Origin of the sequence: Actinoplanes sp. NPDC048796 (genome assembly GCF_040650035.1) — a bacterium.
Taxonomy (GTDB): domain Bacteria; phylum Actinomycetota; class Actinomycetes; order Mycobacteriales; family Micromonosporaceae; genus Actinoplanes.
Genome location: NZ_JBEZGO010000001.1, coordinates 73,181 through 97,831 on the forward strand (window position 1 = coordinate 73,181; position 24,651 = coordinate 97,831).

Annotated in this window: 25 protein-coding genes and 1 pseudogene; 9 read left to right on the forward strand and 17 right to left on the reverse strand. The window is 70.9% G+C overall.

Annotated elements, in window-relative coordinates:
• Positions 1–65 precede the first annotated feature (65 nt).
• Both AB0C26_RS00330 and AB0C26_RS00335 read left to right on the forward strand, forming a co-directional pair.
• Entirely contained in the window at positions 66–569 is a 504-nt protein-coding gene (locus AB0C26_RS00330) for a SigE family RNA polymerase sigma factor (protein WP_360239109.1), read from the forward strand.
• Positions 566–1,933, forward strand: coding sequence for a hypothetical protein (locus AB0C26_RS00335; protein ID WP_360239112.1), 1,368 nt, complete (start codon positions 566–568; stop codon positions 1,931–1,933). The genes AB0C26_RS00330 and AB0C26_RS00335 overlap by 4 nt, the downstream gene beginning before the upstream one ends.
• A 62-nt stretch (positions 1,934–1,995) precedes the next feature.
• Here the strand turns inward: AB0C26_RS00335 and AB0C26_RS00340 are convergent.
• The 10 genes and pseudogenes from AB0C26_RS00340 to argC all read right to left on the reverse strand — a co-directional run.
• Positions 1,996–2,379: pseudogene (locus AB0C26_RS00340) on the reverse strand (IS481 family transposase); the annotation flags it as partial.
• Positions 2,380–2,471: 92 nt separating this feature from the next.
• Entirely contained in the window at positions 2,472–2,750 is a 279-nt protein-coding gene (locus AB0C26_RS00345; protein ID WP_360239115.1) for a cupin domain-containing protein, read from the reverse strand.
• A 148-nt stretch (positions 2,751–2,898) separates the two neighbouring features.
• Positions 2,899–4,323 (reverse strand): argininosuccinate lyase, encoded by a 1,425-nt coding sequence (gene argH, locus AB0C26_RS00350; protein ID WP_360239118.1) that lies wholly within the window; start codon positions 4,321–4,323, stop codon positions 2,899–2,901.
• Positions 4,324–4,329: 6 nt separating this feature from the next.
• Complete coding sequence (locus tag AB0C26_RS00355) at positions 4,330–5,532, reverse strand: argininosuccinate synthase (RefSeq protein WP_360239120.1); 1,203 nt, start codon at positions 5,530–5,532, stop codon at positions 4,330–4,332.
• Positions 5,529–6,032, reverse strand: coding sequence for an arginine repressor (locus AB0C26_RS00360; RefSeq protein ID WP_360239123.1), 504 nt, complete (start codon positions 6,030–6,032; stop codon positions 5,529–5,531). The genes AB0C26_RS00355 and AB0C26_RS00360 overlap by 4 nt, the downstream gene beginning before the upstream one ends.
• A complete protein-coding gene (gene argF / locus AB0C26_RS00365; protein ID WP_360239126.1) occupies positions 6,029–6,973 on the reverse strand; it encodes an ornithine carbamoyltransferase in 945 nt (314 codons plus the stop codon). Before argF ends, AB0C26_RS00360 begins: the two co-directional genes overlap by 4 nt.
• Entirely contained in the window at positions 6,970–8,118 is a 1,149-nt protein-coding gene (locus AB0C26_RS00370) for an acetylornithine transaminase (protein WP_360239128.1), read from the reverse strand. Before AB0C26_RS00370 ends, argF begins: the two co-directional genes overlap by 4 nt.
• Positions 8,115–9,026 (reverse strand): acetylglutamate kinase, encoded by a 912-nt coding sequence (gene argB / locus AB0C26_RS00375; RefSeq protein WP_360239131.1) that lies wholly within the window; start codon positions 9,024–9,026, stop codon positions 8,115–8,117. Before argB ends, AB0C26_RS00370 begins: the two co-directional genes overlap by 4 nt.
• Entirely contained in the window at positions 9,023–10,195 is a 1,173-nt protein-coding gene (gene argJ, locus AB0C26_RS00380) for a bifunctional glutamate N-acetyltransferase/amino-acid acetyltransferase ArgJ (protein ID WP_360239134.1), read from the reverse strand. Before argJ ends, argB begins: the two co-directional genes overlap by 4 nt.
• A 28-nt stretch (positions 10,196–10,223) precedes the next feature.
• Entirely contained in the window at positions 10,224–11,225 is a 1,002-nt protein-coding gene (gene argC, locus AB0C26_RS00385; protein WP_360239137.1) for an N-acetyl-gamma-glutamyl-phosphate reductase, read from the reverse strand.
• 112 nt (positions 11,226–11,337) lie between these two features.
• Between argC and AB0C26_RS00390 the strand changes: the two genes are divergently transcribed.
• The gene (locus AB0C26_RS00390; RefSeq protein WP_360239140.1) at positions 11,338–11,571 is read left to right on the forward strand and encodes a hypothetical protein; all 234 of its coding nucleotides are present in this window, start codon (positions 11,338–11,340) and stop codon (positions 11,569–11,571) included.
• Between the two features lie 124 nt (positions 11,572–11,695).
• Positions 11,696–13,936, forward strand: coding sequence for a glycoside hydrolase family 3 N-terminal domain-containing protein (locus tag AB0C26_RS00395; protein ID WP_360239143.1), 2,241 nt, complete (start codon positions 11,696–11,698; stop codon positions 13,934–13,936).
• Here the strand turns inward: AB0C26_RS00395 and AB0C26_RS00400 are convergent.
• Positions 13,906–14,640 (reverse strand): GNAT family N-acetyltransferase, encoded by a 735-nt coding sequence (locus tag AB0C26_RS00400; protein WP_360239146.1) that lies wholly within the window; start codon positions 14,638–14,640, stop codon positions 13,906–13,908. The two genes, AB0C26_RS00395 and AB0C26_RS00400, sit on opposite strands and share 31 nt — an antisense overlap.
• A 41-nt stretch (positions 14,641–14,681) precedes the next feature.
• Between AB0C26_RS00400 and AB0C26_RS00405 the strand changes: the two genes are divergently transcribed.
• Together AB0C26_RS00405 and AB0C26_RS00410 are read left to right on the forward strand one after the other, a co-directional pair.
• Positions 14,682–15,359 (forward strand): ElyC/SanA/YdcF family protein, encoded by a 678-nt coding sequence (locus AB0C26_RS00405; protein WP_360239149.1) that lies wholly within the window; start codon positions 14,682–14,684, stop codon positions 15,357–15,359.
• Between the two features lie 193 nt (positions 15,360–15,552).
• Positions 15,553–15,771, forward strand: a complete 219-nt coding sequence (locus tag AB0C26_RS00410; RefSeq protein WP_360239152.1) for a DUF397 domain-containing protein — start codon at positions 15,553–15,555, stop codon at positions 15,769–15,771.
• Here the strand turns inward: AB0C26_RS00410 and AB0C26_RS00415 are convergent.
• The 4 genes from AB0C26_RS00415 to AB0C26_RS00430 form a co-directional block, all read right to left on the reverse strand.
• Positions 15,763–16,284 carry a DUF6082 family protein gene (locus tag AB0C26_RS00415; protein WP_360239155.1) on the reverse strand — a complete coding sequence of 174 codons (522 nt, stop codon included), beginning with the start codon at positions 16,282–16,284 and terminating at the stop codon, positions 15,763–15,765. The two genes, AB0C26_RS00410 and AB0C26_RS00415, sit on opposite strands and share 9 nt — an antisense overlap.
• Positions 16,285–16,458: 174 nt before the next feature.
• Complete coding sequence (locus AB0C26_RS00420; RefSeq protein ID WP_360239158.1) at positions 16,459–17,208, reverse strand: hypothetical protein; 750 nt, start codon at positions 17,206–17,208, stop codon at positions 16,459–16,461.
• An 18-nt stretch (positions 17,209–17,226) separates the two neighbouring features.
• Entirely contained in the window at positions 17,227–17,937 is a 711-nt protein-coding gene (locus AB0C26_RS00425; protein ID WP_360239161.1) for an SDR family oxidoreductase, read from the reverse strand.
• Positions 17,934–18,422 carry a DUF664 domain-containing protein gene (locus AB0C26_RS00430; RefSeq protein ID WP_360239164.1) on the reverse strand — a complete coding sequence of 163 codons (489 nt, stop codon included), beginning with the start codon at positions 18,420–18,422 and terminating at the stop codon, positions 17,934–17,936. The genes AB0C26_RS00425 and AB0C26_RS00430 overlap by 4 nt, the downstream gene beginning before the upstream one ends.
• An 18-nt stretch (positions 18,423–18,440) precedes the next feature.
• Here AB0C26_RS00430 and AB0C26_RS00435 point away from each other — a divergent pair, with 18 nt between their 5' ends.
• The 3 genes from AB0C26_RS00435 to AB0C26_RS00445 all read left to right on the forward strand — a co-directional run bounded on the left by AB0C26_RS00435 (position 18,441) and on the right by AB0C26_RS00445 (position 22,142).
• The gene (locus AB0C26_RS00435) at positions 18,441–19,439 is read left to right on the forward strand and encodes an LLM class flavin-dependent oxidoreductase (RefSeq protein ID WP_360239167.1); all 999 of its coding nucleotides are present in this window, start codon (positions 18,441–18,443) and stop codon (positions 19,437–19,439) included.
• A 74-nt stretch (positions 19,440–19,513) separates the two neighbouring features.
• Complete coding sequence (locus tag AB0C26_RS00440; RefSeq protein ID WP_360243418.1) at positions 19,514–20,245, forward strand: ABC transporter ATP-binding protein; 732 nt, start codon at positions 19,514–19,516, stop codon at positions 20,243–20,245.
• A gap of 1 nt (position 20,246) precedes the next feature.
• On the forward strand, positions 20,247–22,142 hold the full coding sequence (locus AB0C26_RS00445) for an FtsX-like permease family protein (protein ID WP_360239170.1): 1,896 nt from the start codon (positions 20,247–20,249) through the stop codon (positions 22,140–22,142).
• On the opposite strand, the gene AB0C26_RS00450 is transcribed toward AB0C26_RS00445, so the two are convergent.
• Both AB0C26_RS00450 and AB0C26_RS00455 read right to left on the reverse strand, forming a co-directional pair.
• Positions 22,129–23,190: a DUF3616 domain-containing protein gene (locus AB0C26_RS00450; RefSeq protein ID WP_360239173.1), complete on the reverse strand. Its 1,062-nt coding sequence runs from the start codon at positions 23,188–23,190 to the stop codon at positions 22,129–22,131. The genes AB0C26_RS00445 and AB0C26_RS00450 overlap by 14 nt on opposite strands.
• Before the next feature lie 62 nt (positions 23,191–23,252).
• On the reverse strand, positions 23,253–24,596 hold the full coding sequence (locus AB0C26_RS00455) for a M20/M25/M40 family metallo-hydrolase (RefSeq protein ID WP_360239176.1): 1,344 nt from the start codon (positions 24,594–24,596) through the stop codon (positions 23,253–23,255).
• Between the last annotated feature and the right edge of the window lie 55 nt (positions 24,597–24,651).

Below are 24,651 nucleotides of genomic sequence, written 5' to 3' on the forward strand. Positions count from 1 at the left end.
GAGCCCGGCCGATCCCGCGATCGGCCGGGCTCAACCTTTTGCCGGTGTGGTGGCGTTAACCTCGCATGCCTTCTGCTGAGGACTTCCGGGCGTTCGTCGAACGGGAGTGGGCGCCGCTGCTGCGCACGGCCTACCTGCTCACCGGCGATCGCGGCTACGCCGAGGATCTGGTGCAGGCCGCCCTCGAGAAGACCCACCGCCGCTGGCCGCGGGTGTCGCGGATGGAGGCGCCCGTCGCGTACGTCCGCAAAGCCATGGTCAACACGGCCGTGTCGTGGCGGCGGCGACGGCGGGTCAGCGAGGTGCCGCTGCTGCTCAGCGACGCGCCGGCCGGGGATCCGTACGGGCCGCTCGACCAGCGGCACGAGGTGATCACAGCGCTGCGCGGCCTGCCGCCCCGGATGCGGGCGGTGCTGGTGCTGCGCTACTTCGCCGACCTCAGCGAGGCCGAGACGGCGGCGACGCTCGGTTGTTCGGTCGGAAGCGTCAAGAGCCAGGCCTCACGCGGCCTCGACCGGCTGCGCGCCGAGTTCCGGCCCGCCCCGACTCTCGAAGGGAAGCGCGCATGACCACCGAGGCGACGCTGCGCGACGCGCTGGCGGCTGAGGCCGGCGCCCTGGGCGTACCGCAAGATCCGTGGAAGGGTTTCGCCAAGCGCGAGAAGACCCACAAGCGCAACCGGCGGATCCGGATCGCCGTGGTGGCGGCCGCCCTGGTGGCCGCGGTGGGCGTGCAGACCGGCGTGGTGCCGCTGCCCGGCTGGGCGCCGGGCCTCGCGATCGCGGGATGGGAGACGGCGCTGGCCAAGAGCCCGCCCCGAGGTTCGCTGGCCGACGACACCGCGTGGCTGGACGGCCTGCGCGGCGAGATCAAGGACGTCGAGGACCCCGGCGAGCTGTGGAAGATCCAGGACCGGAGCAAAATCCGGTTCCTGTACGCCGGTGACGTGCCCGGCCATCGGCTGGCGCTGGCGCTGGTGCCGCTGCGGTTCGGGTTCCTGACCAGCCAGACCCTGATGTGGTACCGGGGGGAGCCGGGCGCGGCGCCGGCCGAGATGAGCGAGGACGCCCGCACCGACGGCGACGACCCGGTGGCGATCTTCAAGCAGGGCCGCACCGACGCCCCGGGCGCGCTGGTGGTCGTGGCCCCCTCGGGCTCGACGGTGGCGGTGAGCAGCGGCTTCACCTACAGCCCGGCGGGCCGGGTCGAGCACGCCGCGCCGCGGACGGGCACGCCCGGCAGCGGGCTGGCCGAGCTCACCCTGCCCGCGGCGCCGTTCGACCCCGGCACCACGGTCACGGTGTACGACTCGCACGGGCGGGTCATCCACAGCGGACCGGCGTACGGCGGATGGACGGGCCGGGCCGGCCAGAGCACGCAGGAGATCAGCGAGCGGACGCTGACGGACGCGCTCGGCGGCCGGGCCTTCGACCGGCCCACGATGCGAGGCTGGATCGAAAGCGCGCTGATCGACGCCCGCCTGCCCGCCCGGGGCACCACGGTGCGGGTCCGGTGGACGGGCACGGTGAATGGCCAGCCGGCGGCGCTGCTCACGGTGCAGCCGAACGGCGGCGGGGTCCTGGCGTACGCGTTCCACGGCGGCGCGAACACCTACCGTCAGGATCTGCGCCTGCTCCTGCCGGCCGCCGGCGCCGACGAGCGCCCGATCGCCTGGCGCATGCGGGCCGAGGGCAAGGACGACCGCACGGACCAGGTGGTGGCCGTCGGCCCACCCGGCACGGCCCGGCTGTCCCCGGGCGGCGTCCCCGACACGACGGGCGCGGCCTTCGCCTCCCTCCCGGCCGACGGCGACGCGACGGTGACGGCGTTCGCCGCCGACGGTTCGGTCCTCGGCGCCACCCCGGTTCCCCCCTTCGAAACCGACAGCGGCGGCCTCCCCGGCGACACCCCGAAGACGAGAATCGTGCCCTAGTTGTGCTGGCCAGCGACGTTGGTCAACCTGGTGATGGGTGGTGGGCGGCCGGTGCGTTTGGCGGTGGCTTGCTGATGGCGTTTGCCCTGCGCTCGACCGACGTAGCCCCAGCCGCCGCCATCGGGGATGTTGCCGTATTCGGTGGCATCCACGTGCAGCATCGCGCCGGGCCGGTCGTGTTCGTAGCGTCGGACCGGCTCGCCGGTCACCCGGTCGAGGTGGCTCAGCCGACTGAGCCGGCAACGGGTCAGGACCGCGTGCACGGTCGAGACCGGCATACCGAGACGGCCGCCGATCTGGACCGGGCCGAGGCGGTGCTTGCATCACCGACGCACAATCTTGCGGACCTGCGGCTGCGGGGTGCGCGCCGGTGGCCCTGACGAACGGTCCCGCATACCGGCGGCACCGAGTTCGCGATAGCGCCCGGCCCAGCGTTTCGCCGGGACACGAAGGCCTCCCGCCTGCTGGAACTGGTTCCTAGACAGCTCCACTCCACAGCTGGAGGCCTTCACTCGTTCACAACATCAGACCCGGATCGTCAGACAACCTCGAGCAACCTCCCCGGACAGCACACCTGGTCCTCGTACTCCACGACGTACGCGACGAGGGCCTCATCCGCCTCGGTGGTGTGGTCCTCGCCGTCACGCCAGCGCACCACATCACCGGCCGCGACCGGCTGCCAGTCCCCGTCGCCGGAGCGAACCCGCCCGCGCCCCTCAACGACCAGGAGAAGCTGGTCCCCCGTGGCCGGATGACGCCCGATGCGGCCACCCGCCGCCACCCGCAACACCGTCACCGCCGTATGTTCCGCCCGCACCAGCGCCTCCGCGGTGAGCCCGGCACTCCCATACGCGGGAACCTCACGCCCACCGCCCCCAAGCAAGCTCCGGATCTCCACGGCGCCGAAGCCTAACGGAGCCGGGCCGGCCACGGGTGTCGCGTGGCCGGCCCGGCGTGATCCGCGGTTAGCGGGGTACGACCTTTTCGACCGCCCAGGTGCGCCACGTGTCCAGGTGGTGCTGGACCTGGACGAGCTGGTCGGCGACCGGGCCGGGGCCGGTCGAGCCGGGGGTGGTGCGGGAGGCCAGGGCCGACTCGACGGTGAGGACCTGGCGGACGGACGGGTCCAGGTGTTCGCTGACCGTTTTGAGGTCGTCGTCGGTCAGGTCCTCGAGTTCGCACTCGCGGACCGAGCAGAGCGCGACCAGCTTGCCGGTGATCTCGTGGGCGTCGCGGAACGGGACGCCCTTGCGGACCAGCCAGTCGGCGACCTCGGTGGCCAGCGAGAAGCCGACCGGGGCGGCCGCGGCCAGGCGGTCCACCCGTACCGTCATGGTCGAGATCATGCCGGCCAGGGCGGGCAGCAGGAGCTCGAGGGTCTCGATGGCGTCGAAGACCGGCTCCTTGTCCTCCTGCATGTCGCGGTCGTACGTGAGCGGCAGGCCCTTGAGCATGGTCAGCACCGTGACCAGGCCGCCGATCAGGCGGCCGCTCTTGCCGCGGGCCAGCTCGGCGATGTCCGCGTTCTTCTTCTGCGGCATGATCGACGAGCCGGTGGCGAAGGCGTCGTCCAGTTCCACCCAGCCGAACTCGGTCGACGTCCAGAGCACGACCTCCTCGCCCAGCCGGGAGAGGTGCACGCCGATCAGCGACGTGATGAACAGGAACTCGGCGACGAAGTCCCGGTCGGCCACCGCGTCCATCGAGTTCGGCGCCGGGGCGGTGAAGCCGAGCTCCTTGGCCACCGCGGCCGGGTCGAGCGGCAGCGACGAGCCGGCCAGGGCCCCGCTGCCCAACGGCGAGATGGCCGTACGGGCGTCCCAGTCCCGCATCCGGTCGAGGTCACGCAGCAGCGGCTGCACGTGGGCGAGCAGCCAGTGCCCGAAGGAGACCGGTTGCGCGTGCTGCACGTGGGTCAGGCCGGGGGCCGGCGTGTTCACGTTGTTCGCGGCCTGCTCGGTGAGCGCGTCGGCCAGCTCGACCAGGGCCTGCGCGACCCCGCGGGCGTGGTCGCGCATGTAGAGGCGCAGGTCGGTGGCGACCTGGTCGTTACGGGAGCGGCCGGCGCGCAGCTTGCCGCCGAGCGTGCCGAGCCGTTCCAGCAGGCCGCGTTCGAGCGCGGTGTGCACGTCCTCGTCGTCGATCGTCGGCCGGAACTCGCCGGACGCGCAGGCCGCCTCGAGGTCGTCGAGGGCGGCCAGCATCTGGCCCAGCTCGTCCGGGTCGAGCAGCCCGGCCGCGGCCAGGACCCGGGCGTGGGCGCGGGAGCCGGCGATGTCGTACGGGGCGAGGCGCCAGTCGAACTGCACGCTCACCGACAGACGGGCCAGGGCGTCGGCGGGACCGCCGGCGAACCGGCCACCCCACAAGGATGTCTTCTCGGTCGTCACGGTGAGTCAGTCTCCCAGACGCTGGTCGCGGGCCGACGCCATGCGTGACGGCAGGCCCCAAAGCTGAACGAAACCCTTGGCCAGGGACTGGTCGAAGGTGTCGCCGGTGTCGTAGGTGGCCAGGCCGAAGTCGTACAGGCTGGCCTCGGACCGGCGGCCGGTGACAGTGGCCCGGCCGCCGTGCAGGACGAGCCGGACCTCGCCGGTGACGTGCTTCTGACTGTCGTCGATGAAGGCGTCGAGCGCCTTCTTCAACGGCGAGAACCAGAGGCCGTCGTAGACGAGCTCGCCCCAGCGCTGGTCGACCGTGCGCTTGAAGCGGGCCAGGTCGCGCTCGACCGTCACGTTCTCGAGCTCCTGGTGCGCGGCGATCAGGGCGAGGGCGCCCGGCGCCTCGTACACCTCGCGGCTCTTGATGCCGACCAGGCGGTCCTCGACCATGTCGAGCCGCCCGACGCCCTGGTCGCCGGCGCGCCGGTTCAGCTCGGTGATGGCCTGGAACGGGGTGACGGTCTCGCCGTCGATGGCGACCGGGTTGCCCTGGTCGAACGTGATGACGATTTCGTCGGGATCCCGGGCCACCGACGGGTCCTGGGTGTACGAGTAGATGTCCTCGATCGGGGCGTTCCAGATGTCCTCGAGGAAGCCGGTCTCGACGGCGCGGCCCCACAGGTTCTGGTCGATCGAGTACGGCGACTTGTGCGACACGTCGATCGGCAGGCCCTTCTCCTCGGCCAGCGCGATCGCCTTGTCCCGGGTCCACGCGAAGTCGCGGGCCGGCGCGATCACCTTGAGTCCGGGCGCGAGGGCGCCGATGCCGACCTCGAAGCGGACCTGGTCGTTGCCCTTGCCGGTGCAGCCGTGCGACACGACGGTGCCGCCGTACCGCTTGGCCGCCTCGACCAGGTGACGCACGATCAGCGGGCGGCTCAGCGCCGACACCAGCGGGTAGCGGTCCATGTAGAGGGCGTTGGCGCGCAGGGCGGGCAGGCAGAAGTCGGCCGCGAACTCCTCGCGGGCGTCGACCACGATGCTCTCGGCGGCGCCGCAGTCGAGGGCGCGCTGCCGGATGACCTCCATGTCCTCGCCGCCCTGGCCGACGTCGAGGGCGACCGCGATGACCTCACCGCCGACCTGGTCGGCCAGGTACGGGATGGCGACGGAGGTGTCGAGCCCCCCGGAATAGGCGAGAACCACCCGTTCGCTCACGGGGTGCTCCTTTCAAGAGTGTCGATCGTGAAGCCCGCCCACACGGCCAGTTTCTCGGCCAGCGCCTCACCGCCGTGGGCGTCGCGGGCCACGACGAAGATCGTGTCGTCGCCGGCGATGGTGCCGACGACGTCGGTCAGCCCCGACCGGTCCAGGGCGCTGGCCAGGAACTGCGCCGCGCCGGGCGGCGTGCGCAGCACGGCGATGTTCCCGCTGTAGTCGACGCTGGTGAGCAGCTCTTTGAGCAGCCGCAGCAGGCGGGCCGGCCCCTGCTCGGTGGTCTCGCGCAGCGGCCGCTTGCCGTCCTCGGGGATGAGGTAGGCGCCGCTGACCTTGACCGCGCCCAGCTCCTCGAGGTCGCGCGAGAGGGTGGCCTGGGTGACCTGGACGCCCTCGCCGGCCAGCAGCTCGGCGAGCTCGGTCTGCGAGCGGATGGACTTGTCCCTGATCAGCTCGACGATCCGGGCGTGCCGTCCGGCCCTGGTCACCGGCCCGGTCATCGCGCGTTCACCGCCAGCAGCCAGGCCAGAAGAGCCTTCTGGGCGTGCAGCCGGTTCTCGGCCTGGTCGAAGACCGCGCTCTGGGCGCCGTCCATGACGTCGTCGGTGATCTCCTCGCCGCGGTGCGCGGGCAGGCAGTGCAGCACGATCGCCTCGGGCCCGGCCGCCGCGAGCAGGTCCTTGTTGACCTGGTACGGCCAGAACGGGGTGAGCCGGTCGCGCCCGTCGTCCTCCTGGCCCATCGACGTCCACGTGTCGGTGGCGATCACGTCGACGCCGTCGACCGCCTCGTACGGGTCGCGGACCACTTCGATGGAGCCGCCGGTCCACGCCGCGATCTCGCCGGCGCGCGCGACCACGGCCGGGGACGGGTCGAAGCCGGACGGCCCGGCGACCCGGACGTGCATGCCGGCGGTGGCACCCGCGAGAAGGTAGGAGTGGGCCATGTTGTTGGCGGCGTCACCGACGTACGCCAGTTTCCGGCCCTCGGTCGCGCCGAACCTCTCGCGGATCGTGAGCAGGTCGGCCAGCAGCTGGCACGGGTGGAACCCGTCGGTGAGCGCGTTGATCACCGGCACCTTGACGCCGGAGGCCAGCTCGGTGAGCCGTTCGTCGCCGGTGGTGCGGAAGACCATGGCCGCCACGTAGCGCTCGACCACCCGGCCGGCGTCGGCCAGCGACTCGCCCCGGCCGAAGTGGGTGGCCTGGGTGTCCACGATGATCGGCTGGCCGCCGAGCTCGGCGATGCCGGCCTCGAAGGACAGTCGCGTGCGCAGGCTGACCTTGTCGAAGAAGACGGCCACCGACTGCGGCCCGGCCAGCGGCCGGTGGGCGAAGCGGTCGGCCTTCATCTGGGCCGCGAGGTGCAGGACGTCGCTCTGCTCCTCGGGATTGAGGTCGTCGTCGCGAAGAAAGTGCCTGATTTGAGGGGACGAGGTCACCGGAGACCGTCCAGGGCGGCGATGAGGGCGTCGGCCTGCTCGGTGCTGATGATCAGCGGAGGGGCGAGCCGGATGACGTCCGGCGCGGGGGCGTTCACCAGGAAACCAGCTTCCTTGAGGTCGGCGGCGAGCTTGGCCGCGATCGGCTCGTTCAGGACGATGCCGAGCAGCAGGCCCGCGCCACGGACATGGTTGACGGCGGGGTGGCCTTCGATGCCGCGCCGCAGCTGTTCGCCGACCCGCTTCACGTGGTCCAGGAGACCTTCGCCGGCGATCGTACGGATGACGGCCAGCCCCGCGGCGCACGAGATCGGGTTGCCGCCGAACGTGGTGCCGTGCGACCCGGGGGTGAACAGGCCGGCGGCCGGCCCGAAGGCGATGCAGGCGCCGAGCGGCAGGCCGCCGCCGAGGCCCTTGGCCAGGGTGATGATGTCGGGTTCGACGCCTTCGCTCTGGTGGTGGAACCAGTGGCCGGTGCGGCCGATGCCGGTCTGCACCTCGTCCAGCACGAGCAGCGCGCCCGCTTTGTCGCAGATCTCCCGCACGCCGGCGAGGTAGCCGGCCGGCGGAACCACCACGCCGTTCTCACCCTGGATCGGCTCCACGATGACCATGGCAGTTTCCGACGTTACGGATTTGTCCATTTCGGCGAGATCTCCGAAGGGCACATGCGTCACGTCGCCCGGCAGCGGCCGGAAGGGATCCGCCTTGGCGGGCTGGCCGGTCAAGGCCAGCGCCCCCATCGTCCGGCCATGGAATGCCCCATTTGTCGCGACCACGTGGACCCGGCCGGTCAGGCGGGACAGCTTGAAGGCGGCCTCGTTGGCCTCGGCGCCGGAGTTGGTGAAGAGCACCCGGCCCGAGCGGCCGGCCAGGGCGAGCAGAAGCTCGGCCAGGGCGACGGTCGGCTCGGCGACGTAGAAGTTGGAGATGTGCCCCAGCTGCTGCACCTGCTGGGTGACGGCCTCGACGACGGCCGGATGGGCGTGGCCGAGGGCGTTCACCGCGATCCCGCCCAGGAAGTCGACGTACTGCTTGCCGTTCTCGTCGGTGAGGACCGCGCCCTCACCTCGGACCAGGGCCACCTGCGGAGTCCCGTAGTTGTTCATGCCGGCCTGCGACCACCGGTCGATCAAGGAGGTCATGCTTCAGTCCTTTTGAGGGTGGTGGCGGGGTGGCCGGCTGGGGAGGGGACCACCATTGTTCCGATTCCTTCCGAGGTGAAGACTTCCAGCAGCGTCGAATGCTCGACGCGGCCGTCGACGACGTGGGCGGCCGGGACACCGCCGCGCACCGCCCGCAGGCAGGCCTCCATCTTGGGGACCATGCCGGCCTCCAGGGTGGGCAGCAGCTTTTCCAGGGCGTCGGCGTCGATCCGCGAGGTGAGCGACGACGTGTCGGGCCAGTTGGTGTAGAGCCCGGGCACGTCGGTCAGCACGACCAGCTTGCGCGCGCCGAGCGCCTCGGCCAGCGCGGCCGCCGCCGTGTCGGCGTTGACGTTGTGCACCACACCGTCCGCGTCCGGCGCCACCGACGCGATGACCGGGATCCGGCCGGCCGCGATCAGGTCGTCCACCGCCGAGGTGTCCACCTGCTCGACGTCGCCCACCTGGCCGATGTCAACGAGCGCCCCATCGACCATGGCACCCCGGCGCACCGCCGTGAAAAGCCGCGCGTCCTCACCGGAGAGCCCCACCGCGAAGGGCCCGTGCTGGTTGATCATGCCCACCAGCTCACGCCCGACTTGTCCGACCAGGACCATACGAACGACGTCCATCGCTTCCGGAGTCGTGACCCGCAATCCGCCGCGGAATTCGCTCGTGATGCCCATTTTGTCGAGCATGCGACTGATCTGCGGGCCGCCACCATGCACAACGACCGGCTTGATCCCGACATATCGCAAGAACACCATGTCAGCCGCGAACGCCGCTTGCAGCTGCGGGTTGATCATCGCGTTGCCGCCGTACTTGATCACGACGGTCGCGCCGTGGAAGCGCTCCAGCCAGGGCAGCGCCTCGATCAGGACGCCGGCTTTCTCGATGGGCGTGGTCACGACGAGTACGCCGAGTTCTCGTGCACGTAGGCGTGCGAGAGGTCGGTGGTCCAGATCGTCGCTTCCATCTCGCCCTCGCGCAGGTTCACCGTGATCTTCACGTCGCGGCCGGTCAGGTCGACCCGGGAGCGATCCTCGGCGGCGGCACCGCCCTTGCAGATCCACACGTCGTTGATCGCCACGTCGACCCGGTCGGGCTCGAAACGCGCCCGCGTCGTGCCGACCGCGGCCAGGATGCGGCCCCAGTTGGGGTCGTTGCCGAACAGCGCCGTCTTGACCAGGTTGTTGCGGCAGACCGTGCGGCCCACCTCGACCGCGTCGGCCTCGGTGGCCGCGCCCTTGACCTCGATCGCGATGTGCTTGGTGGCGCCCTCGGCGTCGGCGATCAGCTGCTGGGCCAGGTCGTGGCAGACCTCGGTGACCGCCGCCGTCAGCTCTTCCTGTGTGGGCTGCCGGTCGGAGGCGCCGCTGGCCAGCAGCAGCACGGTGTCGTTGGTGGACATGCAGCCGTCGGCGTCGATCCGGTCGAAGGTCACCCGGGTCGCCTCGCGCAGCGCGGCGTCGAGCACCTCGTTGTTGGCCGAGGCGTCGGTGGTGATCACCACGAGCATGGTGGCCAGCGCCGGAGCCAGCATGCCGGCGCCCTTGGCGATGCCGCCGACCGACCAGCCGTCGCGCTCGACCACGGAGTTCTTCGCCACCGTGTCGGTGGTCATGATCGCCTCGGCCGCGGCCGGGCCGCCGTCGGCCCTCAGCGCCTTGGCCGCCGCGTTGACGCCGGGCAGCAGCTTGTCCATCGGCAGCAGCTCGCCGATCAGGCCGGTCGAGCAGACCGCCACGTCACCGGCCCCGATCAGCTGCGGTTTCGGCCCGCCACGGAGCACCGTCGCGGTGTGCTCGGCGGTGGCGTGCGTGTCCTGGAAGCCTTGCGGCCCGGTGCAGGCGTTGGCGCCGCCCGAGTTGAGCACGACGGCCCGCACGATGCCGCCCTTGAGCACCTGCTGGCTCCAGAGCACGGGCGCCGCCTTGACCCGGTTGCCGGTGAAGACGCCGGCGGCGGTGAAGTCGGGGCCGTCGTTGACGACCAGGGCCACGTCCGGGTTGCCGTTGGCCTTCAAGCCGGCGGCGACTCCGCTGGCCCGGAAGCCGCGAGGAGATGTGACGGTCACTGAAACTCCTGAAGGTTCGCGCAAGCGCTCACGGCGCGACTCCGAACACGGACAGGCCCGAGGTCTCGGGCAGGCCGAACATGAGGTTGGCGCATTGGACGGCCTGGCCGGCGGCGCCCTTGCCGAGGTTGTCGAGGGCGCTGACGACCACGATCCGGCCCGAGTCGATGTCGACTGTGGCCTGAAGATGACACGAGTTGGAGCCGGAGGTGGCGGCCGTGTGCGGCCACTGCCCCTCGGGCAGGACGTGCACGAAGGGCTCGTCCGCGTACGCGGCCTGAAGCACCTCGCGGGGATCGCCGCCGGTCAGCGGGCGGGCGGTGACGGTGGCCAGGATGCCGCGCGGCATCGGCGCGAGCACCGGCGTCATCGAGAGCGAGGTCGCCCCGGTGGCCTGCTTGATCTCGGGCACGTGCTGGTGAGCGCCGGCCTTGTACGGCGAGAGGTCGCCCATGACCTCGCTGCCCAATAGGTGCGCCTTGGCCGCGCGCCCGGCGCCCGACGTGCCGGAGCTGGCCACCACGACCACGTCGGCCGGGTCGGCGAGCCCGGCGGCGATCAGCGGCGCCAGCGCGAGCGTGATGGTGGCCGCATAACATCCCGTGTTCGCCACCCGGTCGGAAGAGGCGATCAGCTCCCGGTGACCGGGCAACTCGGGCAGTCCGTAAGTCCACGTGCCGGCGTGCGCGCCGCCGTAGTATTTCTCCCACGGCGCCGCGTCTTGGAGCCGGAAGTCGGCGCCGAGGTCCACGACCTTCACGGTCTCGGGAAGCTGCGCCGCCAGCGCCGCCGACTGCCCGTGCGGCAGGGCGAGAAACACCAGGTCGGCACCGCTCAGGCCGGCCGCGTCGGTCGCGCCGAGCGTCAGGTCGAGCCCGGTGAGCTGCGGGTGCACGGCGGACACGCGCGTGCCCGCCTGGGTGTGTGCGGTGGCCGCCACGAGGTCGAACTCCGGGTGCCCGGCGAGAAGCCTCAGCAACTCACCCCCGGCATAACCACTGGCGCCCGCTACCGCGACCCGAATCCCCATACCAACCTCCGCATGAATATGCAGAGAACCGTATCAAGGGGCGCGAGCGACGAGCAACACCATTTACCCGGCGAGTGAGTGAAACCACCGGCCCGGTGGTAAGACTGGCGCCATGGCAGACCAGACGATCATCACGATCCGTGCGGCCGCGGCGGCGTACGCCGAGGCCGTCCGCAACACGCAGCGCTTCTTCGACAAGCTCGAGGACGCCGAGGACCCCGGCGCCCTCGCGGAATACGCCGTTCTCGTGCAGCGGGAGAAGGAAGCCGTAGAGGCTCGCCTCGACGCGATCGAGGCTGCTGGTCTCGAGGTTCCCAGCATCGACGAGAGCGACCCCGACCACTGAGGGAAACAGACAGGACAAGTTTCGGAACCGTTCCGGGCTGCCGGAACCGGTTCCGAGCTGTCAGACTCCGATCGTTCATGTTTCGTTGACCGTGCCACCGCGGTCGTGACGACCGGAGGCGCGCGTGCCCGACGTCCCCCCGTACCGGAATCCCTCCCTATCCGTCGATCAGCGGGTGGAAGACCTGCTCAGCCGGATGACCCTGCCCGAGAAGGTCGGGCAGATGCTCCAGCTGGACGCCCGCGGCGACGTGAAGGAGATCGTCAGCGAGAAACTGGCCGGCTCGATCCTGCACACCTCGCCGGCGAAGATGCTCGAGGCGATCGACCTGGTCGCCAAGACGCGGCTGCAGATCCCGCTGCTCACCGCCGAGGACTGCATCCACGGCCACTCGTTCTGGCCGGGCGCGACGATCTTCCCGACCCAGCTCGCGATGGCCGCGAGCTGGGATCCGGAGCTGCTGGAGCGGGTGGCCCGGGTGACCGCCGTCGAGGTCTCGGCCACCGGCATCCACTGGACCTTCTCCCCCGTCCTGTGCATCACCCGTGATCTCCGCTGGGGCCGGGTCGACGAAACTTTCGGCGAGGACCCGTTCCTGATCGGCGAGCTCGGCTCGGCGATGATCCGCGGCTATCAGGGTGGCGGCCTGACCGATCCGACAGCGATCCTGGCCACCGCCAAGCACTTCGCCGGCTACTCCGAGACCCAGGGCGGCCGGGACGCCAGCGAGGCCGACCTGAGCCCGCGCAAGCTGCGCTCCTGGTTCCTGCCGCCGTTCGAGCGGGTCGCCCGTGAGGGCTGCCGGGTCTTCATGCTCGGCTACCAGTCGATGGACGGCGTGCCCATCACCGCCAACAAGTGGCTGCTCAACGACGTACTCAAGCAGGAGTGGGGCTTCACCGGCACTCTCGTGACCGACTGGGACAACGTCGGCCGCATGGTCTGGGAGCAGCGGGTCTGCGCCGACTACGCCGAGGCGGCCGCGGTCGCCGTCAAGGCCGGCAACGACCTGGTCATGGTCACCCCGGGCTTCTTCGAGGGCGCTCAGGAGGCCGTCGAGCGAGGGCTTCTGGCCGAGGAGGAGATCGATGAGGCCGTACGCCGGATCCTGCGCCTGAAGTTCGAACTGGGCCTGTTCGAGGACCCGCGCGCCCCCGACCCCGTACGGCAGAAGGCGGTGATCGGCTCGGCCGAGCACACCGAGCTGAACCTCGAGGTGGCCCGCCGCTCGCTGACCCTGCTGCGCAACGACGGCACGCTGCCGCTCGACCCGGCGGCCAAGTTCCGCCGGATCGCCGTGATCGGCCCCAACGCCGACTCCCCGTCGGCGCAGCTCGGCGACTGGGCCGGCGACTCCGGCCAGATCGACTGGCTGCCCGACGGCCAGCCCCGCGAGATGATCGAGACGGTGCTCGACGGTTTCCGCGCGGTCGCGCCGGCCAACTGGGACATCGACTACGCCAAGGGCGCCGAGATCGAACGGCTCGTGCCCGACCCCGAGGGTGAGACCTACCCCGACGGGCAGCCGCGCCCGCCGATCTCGCAGGCCGCGCCGGTCGACCGCCACCTCATCGACGTGGCCCGCGACAAGGCGATCCGGGCCGACTTCGCGGTGGTGGTGGTCGGTGACACGGTGAACCTGACCGGCGAACACAAGTCGACGGCCACGCTCGAGCTGCAGGGCGGCCAGATCGCCCTGCTCGACGCGATCGCGGCCACCAAGACCCCGATGATCGTCGTGCTGGTCCAGTCGAAACCGTCGGTGCTGCCCGAGTCGGCCCTCGACGCGGCCGCGATCATCCAGGCCTTCAACCCGGGCATGCGCGGCGGACGGGCCGTCGCCGAGCTGGTGCTGGGCCTGATCGAGCCGAGCGGCCGGCTGCCGCTGTCGGTGGCCCGGCACGTCGGCCAGCAGCCGGTCTACTACAACACCATCCGGGGCCAGCACGGCGACCGCTACGCCGACCTGACCCAGGACCCGCTGTTCGCCTTCGGCGAGGGTCTGAGCTACACCACGATCGAGTACGCCGATCTGACCGTGACCACACCCGAGGTGGCCGCCGACGGGGTCGTCCGGGCGACGGTCACGCTCACCAACACCGGCGAGCGCCCGGCCGTCGAGACCGTGCAGGTCTACATCAGCGACCTCGTCACGAGCGTCACGTGGGCCGGGCGCGAGCTGAAGGCGTACCGCCAGGTCTCCGTCCCGCCCGGCGAGAGCCGCACGGTGGAGCTCGAACTGCCGGCCAGCGCGTGCTCGCTGGTCACCGCGGACGGCCGTCGCGTGGTCGAGCCGGGCGAGTTCGAGCTGCTGGTCGGCCCGAACTCCCGCACCTATTCCAAGGCCGCGTTCACGATCGTGTGAGCGGCCGCGATCGGCCGGAGACCGAAACCCAGTTTCTTGTACGTGGCCAGGGCGGCGCTGTTCCAGTAGTCGACGAACAGCGCCACCCGGTCACGGCCGGCGAGCAGTTCCCGTGTCACAAAGGCGCAGAGCCCGGACGCCAGTCCGCGGCCCCGCGCCCGCTCGGCGGTCGTCACGCCGGCCAGGAAACCGATCCGGCCGCACGACCAGGCGTCGGCGGCCACCGCGATCAGGGTGCCGTCCTCGTCCCGGACACCCGCCCAGCGCGCGACCCCGGAACCGCCCGGACGGGCGTACGTCTCGGGGAAAGCGGAATCAAGCAGGGCCGTGACCTCGGGCAGCTCGCCGGAACCCAGCCAACAGGGCCGTTGATCTCCGGCCGCCGGCGGCGCCGTGGCGGTGTCCATCCAGCCGAACCGCCCGGCGACCTCGATCGCCGGCAGGCGCTCGGCCACGGCAGTCATCAGAGCCTCGGACCCGAGCGGCCGAAACGAGGGCCCGACCAGCGGAAGAACGTCGCGCAGCAGAGCGGCGACGGCGTCCGGATCGCCGTGCACGGGCATCCGATCATGCCGGGAAAGATCCGGGCAGGCGACCGCGACGGCACCGGGCCGGGCGAAGACGCGCGCCTCGGGCCGATCGGCGGCCCAGATCATCATCGGGTCGTATCCGGTGGCGGCGGCGAGATCGTCAAGCGTGAGCACCCCGCCATGCTGCCTTGACCCGGCCTGACAAAGTCAGGCACGTGCGGATCCTCACTCGCCGTTGGCTACGCCGCGGCATTCTGGCGAGCGTCGTCGTGGTCATGCTGGGCGTCGCGGTCCTGCTGACCGGCGAATTGTGGGTACGGGGTGAGGCCCGCGGCCACGTCTTCAGCGAGTCGGACGTCCCGGCGGCCCCGGTGGCGATCGTGCTGGGCGCGGAGGTCTACGCCGACGGCTCCCCGTCACCGTTCCTGGCGGCCCGGCTCGACATCGCCCGCCGCCTCTACGAGACGGGAAAGGTGAAGGCGATCCTGGTCTCGGGCGACCACAGCCGCTGGGAGTACGACGAGCCCGGCTCGATGCAGGTGTACCTGATCGCCCACGGCGTGCCGGCGTCCCGGATCGCCCTGGATTACGCGGGCTTCGACACGTACGACTCGTGCACCCGGGCCAAGCGCGTCTTCGGCGTGACAGCGGCGACGATCGTCACTCAGACGTACCACTTGGATCGCGCGGTAGCCCTCTGCCGCACCCAGGGCATAGCCACGAACGGCGTAGGCGACGACTCCGTGAAGATCTACAAGGAGCCCTGGCGCAACTCGGTGATCCGCGAACGAGGCGCCATCGTCAAGGCCGTGGCCGACGTCGTGACCCACCGGGACCCCGTCTTCCTGGGCCGCCACGAAACAACAGTCGAAGAGGCCCTCGCCGCCTCGTGACCTATTCCCGCGAGAATCGTTGCCCATGGAGGTCGTACACCCGGCCCGGCCCTCAGGCGCGACGATGTGTAGTCTCGCTTCCGCGATCGTCCACATCGTACGGATGACGCGTCCGGGCCATCAGCCGAAAAGCACCAAGCGCCGAGGATCTTGGCGGTAATGTGATCGACAAAACACCGCCGAGGAGTTCAGGTTGACCCGCGACAGCATCACCCACACCGACCGCACCTGGCTACGGAGCAGCCGCTGCGTCGGCGAGGCACACTGCGTCGAATTGTCAGTCATCGACTCAGGCGAACGGGTTGCGCTGAGGAACTCGCAAAGGCCCGGAACTGTCCTGACTTTCGACGCGGCCGAGTGGCGCAACTTCATGGACGGCCTGAAAACCGGCGAACTGCGCCTTTCACGCTGACGCCGCCGGCGGAGCCGTCGCGGCGAAGGACTCGAACTTCCGCGTGGGCGGCCCCGACGCGAGCGCCCGGAAGTATTCGTCGTTCACGAACGCCGGGAACCCCTCCCGCGATGCGCCCCTGCGGTGCCAGTCTCCGTGATGCTGCCAGTACAGTCGCGGAACCTCGCTCTCGAAGAACTTCGCCAGATACTCGCGCGCCTGAGCCTCATCGATCTTCTTGATCTCGTATGCCCAGGACCAAGATTTGATCACTTTGCCGCAGTAGTAGAAGAGATCCTCCTCCACGCCGTCCGGGGACATCCGGGAGCCCCAGCATTGCCGGTACTTGGGATTCTCCATCGCCAGGAGCACCAGCCCCTCGTTGTACTGCACGAACGCGTCGTGGCGCATCGCCTTGAGTTGGGCGAATTGCATGGTCACCGACGCCGCGACGACGAACAAGGCGATGCAGGAGATGACGGCCGCGGCTCCTCCGTAGGCCTGCCCCACATCGGCAAGTTCCCCTATCGACATTATGTCCGAGGAAACAAGACCCTTTCTTACTCACTCACGTTTGGCATAGACCAACGGCACTGCCACGTAGCCAATTGCGACAGAGCAGAAAGCAACTTTCCCGAATGACATTCAGCTGTCGGCCTGCTCGCCACAATATGCCAGATCGCCTCTGCACATGCATTCGCGCAGCGCTCAGTAGAACTCGATCGGCGTTCCCGATTTCGGGTGGTGGAAGATGTCGGCGGCGCTGCCGCCGCGATGCAGGAGCTCGTAGAACGGGTGGCGCCAGCCTGAGCTGCCGGGGGCGAACGACATCGTGCCGGCCGGGACGGCGAAGACGCCGTCGCTGATGACCGCCTCGGTGGTCACGTCGCCGATCTTCACCTGTACGGCGGCGCCTACCGCCGCCGGGGGCTCGGTGTACGAGGTTTTCAGGTTGCCGTAGCCGTCGGTGTAGATGACCGCCTTCGCCGGTGGGGGTGGCAGTTCCAGCTCGGGGCCGAGCAGGTCCTCGCCTCGGGACAGGGCGGCCACGGCGGCCGGGAAGACGTCGCGGGAACGGAACTGGGAGCCGGCGTCGGGCACCTCCACCGCGCGGACCGGCACCCCCTCGGCGGCCAGGAACGACAGCGACGCTCCCGAGGCGACGCCGACGACCAGCACCCCCGAGTCGAGCTGGGCGGCGGCCAGCGGTTCGCCCTCGTTGTCGTGGCGGGCCTCGTTCCGGTCCTCGCGGGGCGCCACGTTGGCGTAGACGATCCGGTCGGCCGGGCCGTCGCCGAAGGCGAGCTGGGCCACGCAGAAGCCGGCGCTCACCGTGTCGAACGGGGGCACCGGCACCGTGTCGAGCTCGGCGTGCGGCAGCAGCTTGGCGAAGCGCTGCCGCACCTCGGCGAAGGCCAGGTCCCCGAGGCCGTAGTCGGCCACCACCGTGATCAACATGTCCGCAGACTAGCCTCGTCAGTCGATGGTGTGGCCGCCGTTGACGGTGATCCGCTCGCCGGTGACGAAACGGGCCGCGTCCGAGGCCACGAACGCCACCACGTCGGCGATGTCCTCGGGGGTGCCGATGCGGCCCAGCGGCACGTCGGCCACGTAGCCGGCGGTGTCGGCGTCGCCGTGGCGTTCGACCGGGATCCAGCCGGGCGCGACCACGTTGACCGTCACCCCGTACCGGCCCAGTTCCCTCGCCCACGTGCGGGCCAGGCCGATCTGCGCGCCCTTGGCCGCGTTGTAGGCCGAGGCCAGCGGCAGGGCCCGTTCGAACGAGTCCGAGCCGATCATGATGATCCGGCCGCCGCCGAGCTGCTTCATGCCGGGCAGCGCGGCCCGCATGAGCAGGGCCGGGCTCTTCACGAAGAACTCCAGCTGCCGCAGGTGGTCCTCCCAGGTCGTCTCCTCGGCCGGGATGAGCGGCTGCGGCCCGGTCGCGTTGGCCACCACCACCCGTACCGGTCCCACCGCGTCCACCATCTCCCGCACGGACGACGAATCGGTGATGTCGGCTTGGTAGGCCCGAGCCGACCCGCCGGCCGCGATGATCTCGTCGACGACCCGTGTGGCGGCCGCGGAATCCGACGCGTAATTGACCACCACCGGCTCGGCCTCCGCCAGCCGCCGGGCGATGAACGCGCCGAGCCCCCGCGAGGCGCCCGTGATCAGAGCCGTCATTCTCCCACCGTTCCGTCCAGCAGCTCCCGCACGGCGTCCGCGTGCCCCGCGTGCCGAGCCGTCTCGTTGATCAGATGCAGTAGCACGAAGCGTAGGTCGTACTTCCCGTCCCGCGATCGCGCCTCCAGGTCGCCCAGGGACCGGACCACGCCGGCGGTCGCGACCGCCCTCTCCCGATAGGCGGTGATGACGAGTTCGATGGGGAGCGCCGGGGCCTCGTACTCGGAAACGTCCTTGAATGTCGAACCGCCGAGCAGGACACCGTCGATCCACCGGCGCTCGACGTTGGTCAGGTGATTGACCAGGCCGGCCAGCGGCAGCAGCTTCCCGCCGGGCCGCCACCGGGCCTGCTCGGCGGTCAGGCCGAGGGCCTTGCGCAGCACCGCGCCGCGCAGAAAATCGAGCCAGGCCAGAAAGGGCTCAACACCCTGTGAGTCGGTAGGAGAAGAAGGTGAAGGGAATGTCACGTCCTCGAGGGCCGTCATTCGTGACAGGGTAGGTCCATGGCGGATGGATCACTGCGCAAGCTGGGTTTTCTGACGATCGGGCTCTTCGACGGGGCCGACCCGCGACCCGGGCACGAGACGACCCTGAAGATCATCAAGCTGGGTGAGGACCTGGGCTTCGACAGCGCGTGGGTCCGGCATCGCCATTTGCAGTACGGCATCTCGTCGCCCGTCGCGGTGCTGGCGGCGGCCAGCCAGCGCACGAGCCGGATCGAGCTCGGCACCGCGGTCATCCCGCTCGGCTGGGAGAACCCGCTGCGCCTGGCCGAGGACCTGGCGACCGTCGACATCCTCTCCGGCGGCCGGCTCAACCCGGGCGTCAGCGTCGGCCCGCCGATGAACTACGACAAGGTCAAGCCCGCTCTCTACCCCGACCACGACGAGGACTTCGGCTACGGCCGGGTGGAACGCCTGCTCGACTTCGTCGCCGGCGAGCAGGCCACCGACTTCGAGGGCACGCAGGGCTTCGAGGTCTTCTCGCCCCGCGTCGAGCCGCACGCGGCCGGCCTGCGCCAGCGGATGTGGTACGGCGGCGGCAGCCTCCGCTCGGCCCAGTGGGCCGGCGAGCACGGCATGAACTTCCTGACCAGCAACGTGGTCAAGGCCGAGGACGGCACCGACTTCGCCGACATCCAGCTCAGCCACATCCGCGCCTTCCGCGCCGCCCACCCCGCCGGGCGCGTCTCCCAGGGCCTCGTGGTCATCCCTACGGATTCGGCGTCCGAGGAGCAGAAGGCGAAGTATTCGGCGTACGTCGACAAGCGCACCCCTCGCACCCTGGAACCACAGGGCCCGGCGCGCATGCTGTTCTCCCGCGACTACGTCGGCTCCTCGGCCGAGATCGCCGACCAGCTGCACGCCCACGCCGCGTACCGGGAGATCGACGAGGTCGCGTTCGCCCTGCCGTTCAGCTTCGAGCACGACGACTACGTCCAGATCCTCACCGACATCGCCACCAAGCTCGGCCCCGCCCTCGGCTGGAAACCGGGGAGCTAGCACCACCTCGAAGACGGGGGCCGGCGGGAGCGCTTTCCGCGCCGGCGAAAAATAGCGTCGACGGCATGACGACGATGACGATGACGGGGGCCGCCGTCGCCCTTCAGGGCATCAGCCGGGTGTACGGACGAGGACCGACGGCCGTGCGGGCCGTCGATGACGTGACCCTCGACTTTCCCCGGGGTGGCTGGACGGCCGTGATGGGCCCGTCCGGCTCCGGCAAGTCCACGCTGCTGCACTGCGCGGCCGGCCTCGAACGGGTCGACAGCGGGCGGGTGCTGGTCGGCGACACCGACATCACGGCGGCCGGGGACTCGCAGTTGACCTCGCTGCGGCGTACCCGAATCGGCTTTGTCTTCCAGAGCTTCAACCTGATCGGCTCGCTCACCGCCGAGCAGAACGTGGCCCTGCCGCTGCGCCTCGCCGGGCGGAAGCCGTCGCGGGCGGAGGTCCGGGCCACGCTCGACGCGGTCGGGCTGGCCGACCGGATCCGGCACAAGCCGCGGGAGCTGTCCGGCGGGCAGCAGCAGCGGGTGGCGATCGCCCGGGCCATGGTGACCCGGCCCGACGTGCTGTTCGCGGACGAGCCGACCGGCGCCCTCGACTCCACGGCGGCCCGGACGGTGCTCGACCTGCTGCGCGCGATGGCCGACGCGGGCCAGAGCATCGTCATGGTCACCCACGATCCGGGCGCGGCCGCGCGGGCCGACTCGGTCGTCTTCCTCGGCGACGGCCGCGTGGTCGACCGGCTGACCGGCGCGAGCACCCACGAGGTGGCCGACCGGCTCGCGAAGTGGGAGCGCTGAGATGGCGGGACGGCGCTGGACCCTGTTCATCGGCGCGCTGCTGTCGGTCACGCTGGGCGTGGCGCTCGTGCAGTCCTCGCTGCTGCTGCTCATCACGGCGGCCCTGCTCGACCCGCCGGCCGGCCTGAGCGCGGTCGAGCGGATGGAGTTCGCCGACGGCACGACGGCCGCGGTGTCGATGCTGGGCGTGGTGCTGGGCGGGGCGGTCTTCCTGGCCGGCTTCATCATCAGCTCGACGTTCGCCTTCACCGTCGACCAGCGCCGCCGCGACCTGGCCCTGCTGCGCCTGGTCGGCGGAAGCCGCGGCCAGCTGCGGCGCCTGCTGCTGGGCGAGGCGGTGCTGCTGGGCGCGTTCGGCGCCGTGCTGGGCGTTCCGGCCGGCTTGGCGGTGATGAGCTTCCAGGGTTGGCTCATGCGCGAGTTCGGCTTCGTGCCGCCGGGCTTCGCCGGCGAGTGGCGAGGATGGATTCTGGGGGTTTCCTTCGGTACGGGCATCCTGCTCGCGGTCGCCGGAGTCCTGGTCGCGGCCCGGCGCGCGGCCCGGGTGCGCCCCCTGGAGGCGCTGCGCGAAACCGGCCCGGCGGCCCGGGTGATGACGTGGAGCCGAGCCCTGATCGGCCTGGTCTTCCTGGGCGGCGCGCTGGCCCTGATGATCGTGGCCCCCTTCGGCGGCCCGGCCGGCGGCATGGCGATGGCGATGAACGTCCCGATCCCGGCCGCCGTGGCGGTGGTGGCGTTCGCCCCGCTGCTGGTGCCGCTGATCGCCCGCCTGGTCCCGCTGCGGGCCCCGGGCGGCCTGGCCCGCGCCAACCTGGGCGACGCCCGCCGCCGCACCGCTTCCGTGGCGGCGCCGCTGATCGTGCTGGTCGCCCTGATCGTCGGCAACGTGGGCGCCGGCGCCTCCTTCACGGCCTCGGGCGTCCGTCAACTGGCCGCCCAGACCCACGCCGACCTGGTCGTGGAGTCCACCGGCCCACCCCGGCTGTCCGAGCCGTCCGGCGCGGCCGCTGTCTCCGACATTCCGGGCGTCGCTTCGGTGTCGGTGGAGACGCGGCTGCCGGGCGAGGTCACCACGGGCTCCGGCGAGGACCGCGAGACCGAGACGGTCAGCCTTCTGGTGATCGACCCCGGGGCGTACCCGGCAACGCACGACGACAGCGCCGCGCTGACGGGCCTTCAGGGCCGGCAGGTCGCGGCCGGTCCCGGCGGCGACGTTCCGGGCGCCGGGAGCACGATCCGGCTGAAGGTGCCCGATCGCGACCTCGGCGACCTGCCGATCGTCGCCGGCGTGCCGGCCACGATGACCGGCGGGGCCAACCTGCTCGTACCGCCCGGCCTGCTCACCGCGGCCGAACTGCGGGACGCACCCACCCGATCGTTCGTCACACTGACGAAGGACGCGGACGTGGCGGCGACCCGGGCCGGCCTCGCCCGCTTCGGCACCGTGTCGACCCTCGACGAGCGGCTGCGCGCCGACGCCGACGCCGCCAACTCGACAAACGAGAAGATCATGCTGATCGTGCTGGGCCTGGGCGGCCTCTACGCCCTGATCGGCGTCGTCAACTCGATAGTCATCGGCGCCGCCACCCGCCGCCGCGAGTTCGCCGAGGCCCGCGTCACCGGCATGACACGGGGCCAGGTCGTCCGCTCGTCGCTGCTCGAGTCGTACGCCATCACGGTCTCGGCCCTGCTGCTCGGCGGCGTGGCCGCCGCCGCGACCTTCATCGCCGTCCTCACCACGACGAAGGCCGTCACCGGCACCGCCACCCTCGACCTGCCCTGGACCCAGATCGGCGCCGTGGCCGCGATCGCCCTCACCGTGACCAGCGCCACCACGCTCATCACGTCGCTGTCGGCCACCCGCCCCCAGCCGGTCACCCAGCTCAGGGCAGCTTGAGGACGTCGGCGACGACCGCGCCGTCGGTGGTCAGGCGGACCGGGGCCGGGCTGTCGTAGACGACCAGGACGCGGTCGTCGCCGACCAGGCTCAGGCCCTCGGCGTGGTCGTCGCCCTCGCCGTAGGTCAGTTCGAGCTCGCGGGTGATCAGGTCGGAGCGGACGATGACCGGCTCCTCGGCCACCGCGGCGCCGTGCCAGCGGTAGATGCGGACCGGGCCGTCCAGGTCCATCGTCGGGCCGGCCAGGATGAGCAGGTCGTCGCCGTGTGGGCACAGGTCGCGTACGCCCAGGCCGTCCAGGTCCAGCACGTGTTTGCGGTACAGCTTGCCGTCCGGGAACGGGGTCAGGCGCAGGCGGTCCGGGTCCTCCGCGGTGACGTACGGGCGCAGTTCCAGCACGAACGCCCAGCCGCGCAGCACCGGGCCGCGCAGGCCGAGGTAGACGCGGCCGCCGCGGACGGCGATGCCCTCGATGTCCAGGCCGTTGTCCTTGCCGGGGATGCCCAGGAACGGGCCGAGGTGTTCGTCGGAGCGCAGCAGCGTCCGCAGGGCGTCCCGCTTGCCGAGGGCGGCCGCCCGGTGGCGGACGCCGTCGACCGTCACCTCGCGGACGGGCGTGGGCAGACCGTCGACGTCGACGACCGGCAGCCGTACGAGGATCTGGCGGTTGTCCTGGCCCTCGACCCGGGCCAGGCGTTTGAGCGCCCGGGAACCCTCGTGCCGCTCCTTGATCTGCTTGCGGCGCAGGCTGTGCGAGCCGACCGCCCACAGGAACTGCCCGGTGCGGGCCAGGCCCTCGACGTCGGCCTCCTCGTCGGCGTCGACGCCGGGCAGGTCGACGAAGTCGGCCAGGCGGAAACTGCGCTCGTCGCCGAACTCGGTGGGCTGCGCGGGGTCGTCGACGGTCAGCCGTTCCAGGGTCGCGGTCTCGTCGCCGGCGATCCACAGCACGGGCCCGTCCAGCCGGACGGCGGACAGGTTGGTGTGCGTCGCGGCCGTACGGGAGGCGTCCCCGAACCGGAGGCGCACGGTGTGTTCCAACGTCATGAAAGTCATCGTCGCACTGCCGCGCACCTGCGGATTCGTTCTGTCCTACTTCGGTCGGCCGATCACGACGACGGTTTCGGCGCCGCCACCGGGCTGCGGTTTCCGTCGCGGTCGTACGCCCGTACGCCGAAGAAGACGTTGTCCTTCGACAGGTCGATGGTGATCGTGCCGACCTTGCCCACGTCGCGCCGGTGCTGCCAGTCCGGGGCCGTGGTCTCCCGCCAGACGATCTCGTAGCCCGCCAGGTCCGGTTCGGGGCCGATCTCCCAGCGCAGGGTCGTCTCGTTGGTGAGCTGCGTGGTGTCGATGACCACACCGCGCGGCGTGCCGGGGGCCTGCGCCAGCGACCAGAGGACGGCCGCGTTCGTCTTGGCCACGCCGGCGATGTACCGGAAGTCGCAGAATTCGATCAGATCGCCGTATTGGACACCGTTCTCCACCCGTACGTCCTGATGCTCGTGGGCGAAGTTCTCCCGGGGCTCCGTGAAGCGGGCCGCCGGATAGCCGCGGAGGAGGAACGAGATGTGGTCGCTGCCGCGCAGGTAGCGATCACGGCGCCAGATGACCCGTACGTCAAGATCGGTCCTGAGGTCTTTGACGAACCTCCCGAGCTGCCGCGAGGGACCGTCGTTCTCACCCCCGACACTCAGCCGGGTCCTGGCCTCGGCCGCGGTCTCGGACGTCGGCACTCCCTCGACGAACAGCCGCACCTGGCGCGGACGGGGCGCGCTGCCGTCGTGCGCGTCGCCCGTACCCACGATGTCGTTGCTGAACATCGCCTGGATGTCAGCACCCCGGTCCCGGTAGACCTGAGCCATGTGATCGGAGCCGTAAAGCCCCTGCTCCTCCGCCGCCACGGCCGCGAAGACGAGCGTCGCCTCGGGCCGCCGGCGGGCGAACACCCGGGCCAACTCCATGATCACGGCCACGCCCGAGGCGTCGTCGTCGGCGCCCGGCGCGTCGGCGGTCGCGTTCATGACGTCGGTGACCCGCGAGTCGTAGTGCCCGGTCACCACGTAGATCCGCTCGGGATTCACCGAGCCCGGCAGCGTCGCGATCACGTTGGTGATCCGGGTCGGCTCCGGCACGCGCGGCGACACCGGCTGCACGAACGACTGCAACTCCACGGTCATCGGCGTACCGGCCGCGTACCGCCGCAGCTCCGCGTAGATCCAGTCCCGGGCCGCGCCGATCCCCCGCGACGGGTCGTCCTGGCTGGACAGCGTGTGCCGCGTACCGAAGGAGACCAGTCGCCGGACGACGGCCTCGATCCGCCGCGGGTCGATCTCGTTGAGGATCGCCCTCAGCCGCGGTTCCACCGAGGCCTTCGCCTCACCCGCCACGAGCGGCGCCGCCACGGCAGCCGCGGACGCCGACAGAAACGTACGCCTCGTCGAGTTGGCCATGCGTCCCACTCTCGCCCGTGCAGTGATCGATGTCTATACGTAGTTTCTGGGTAAG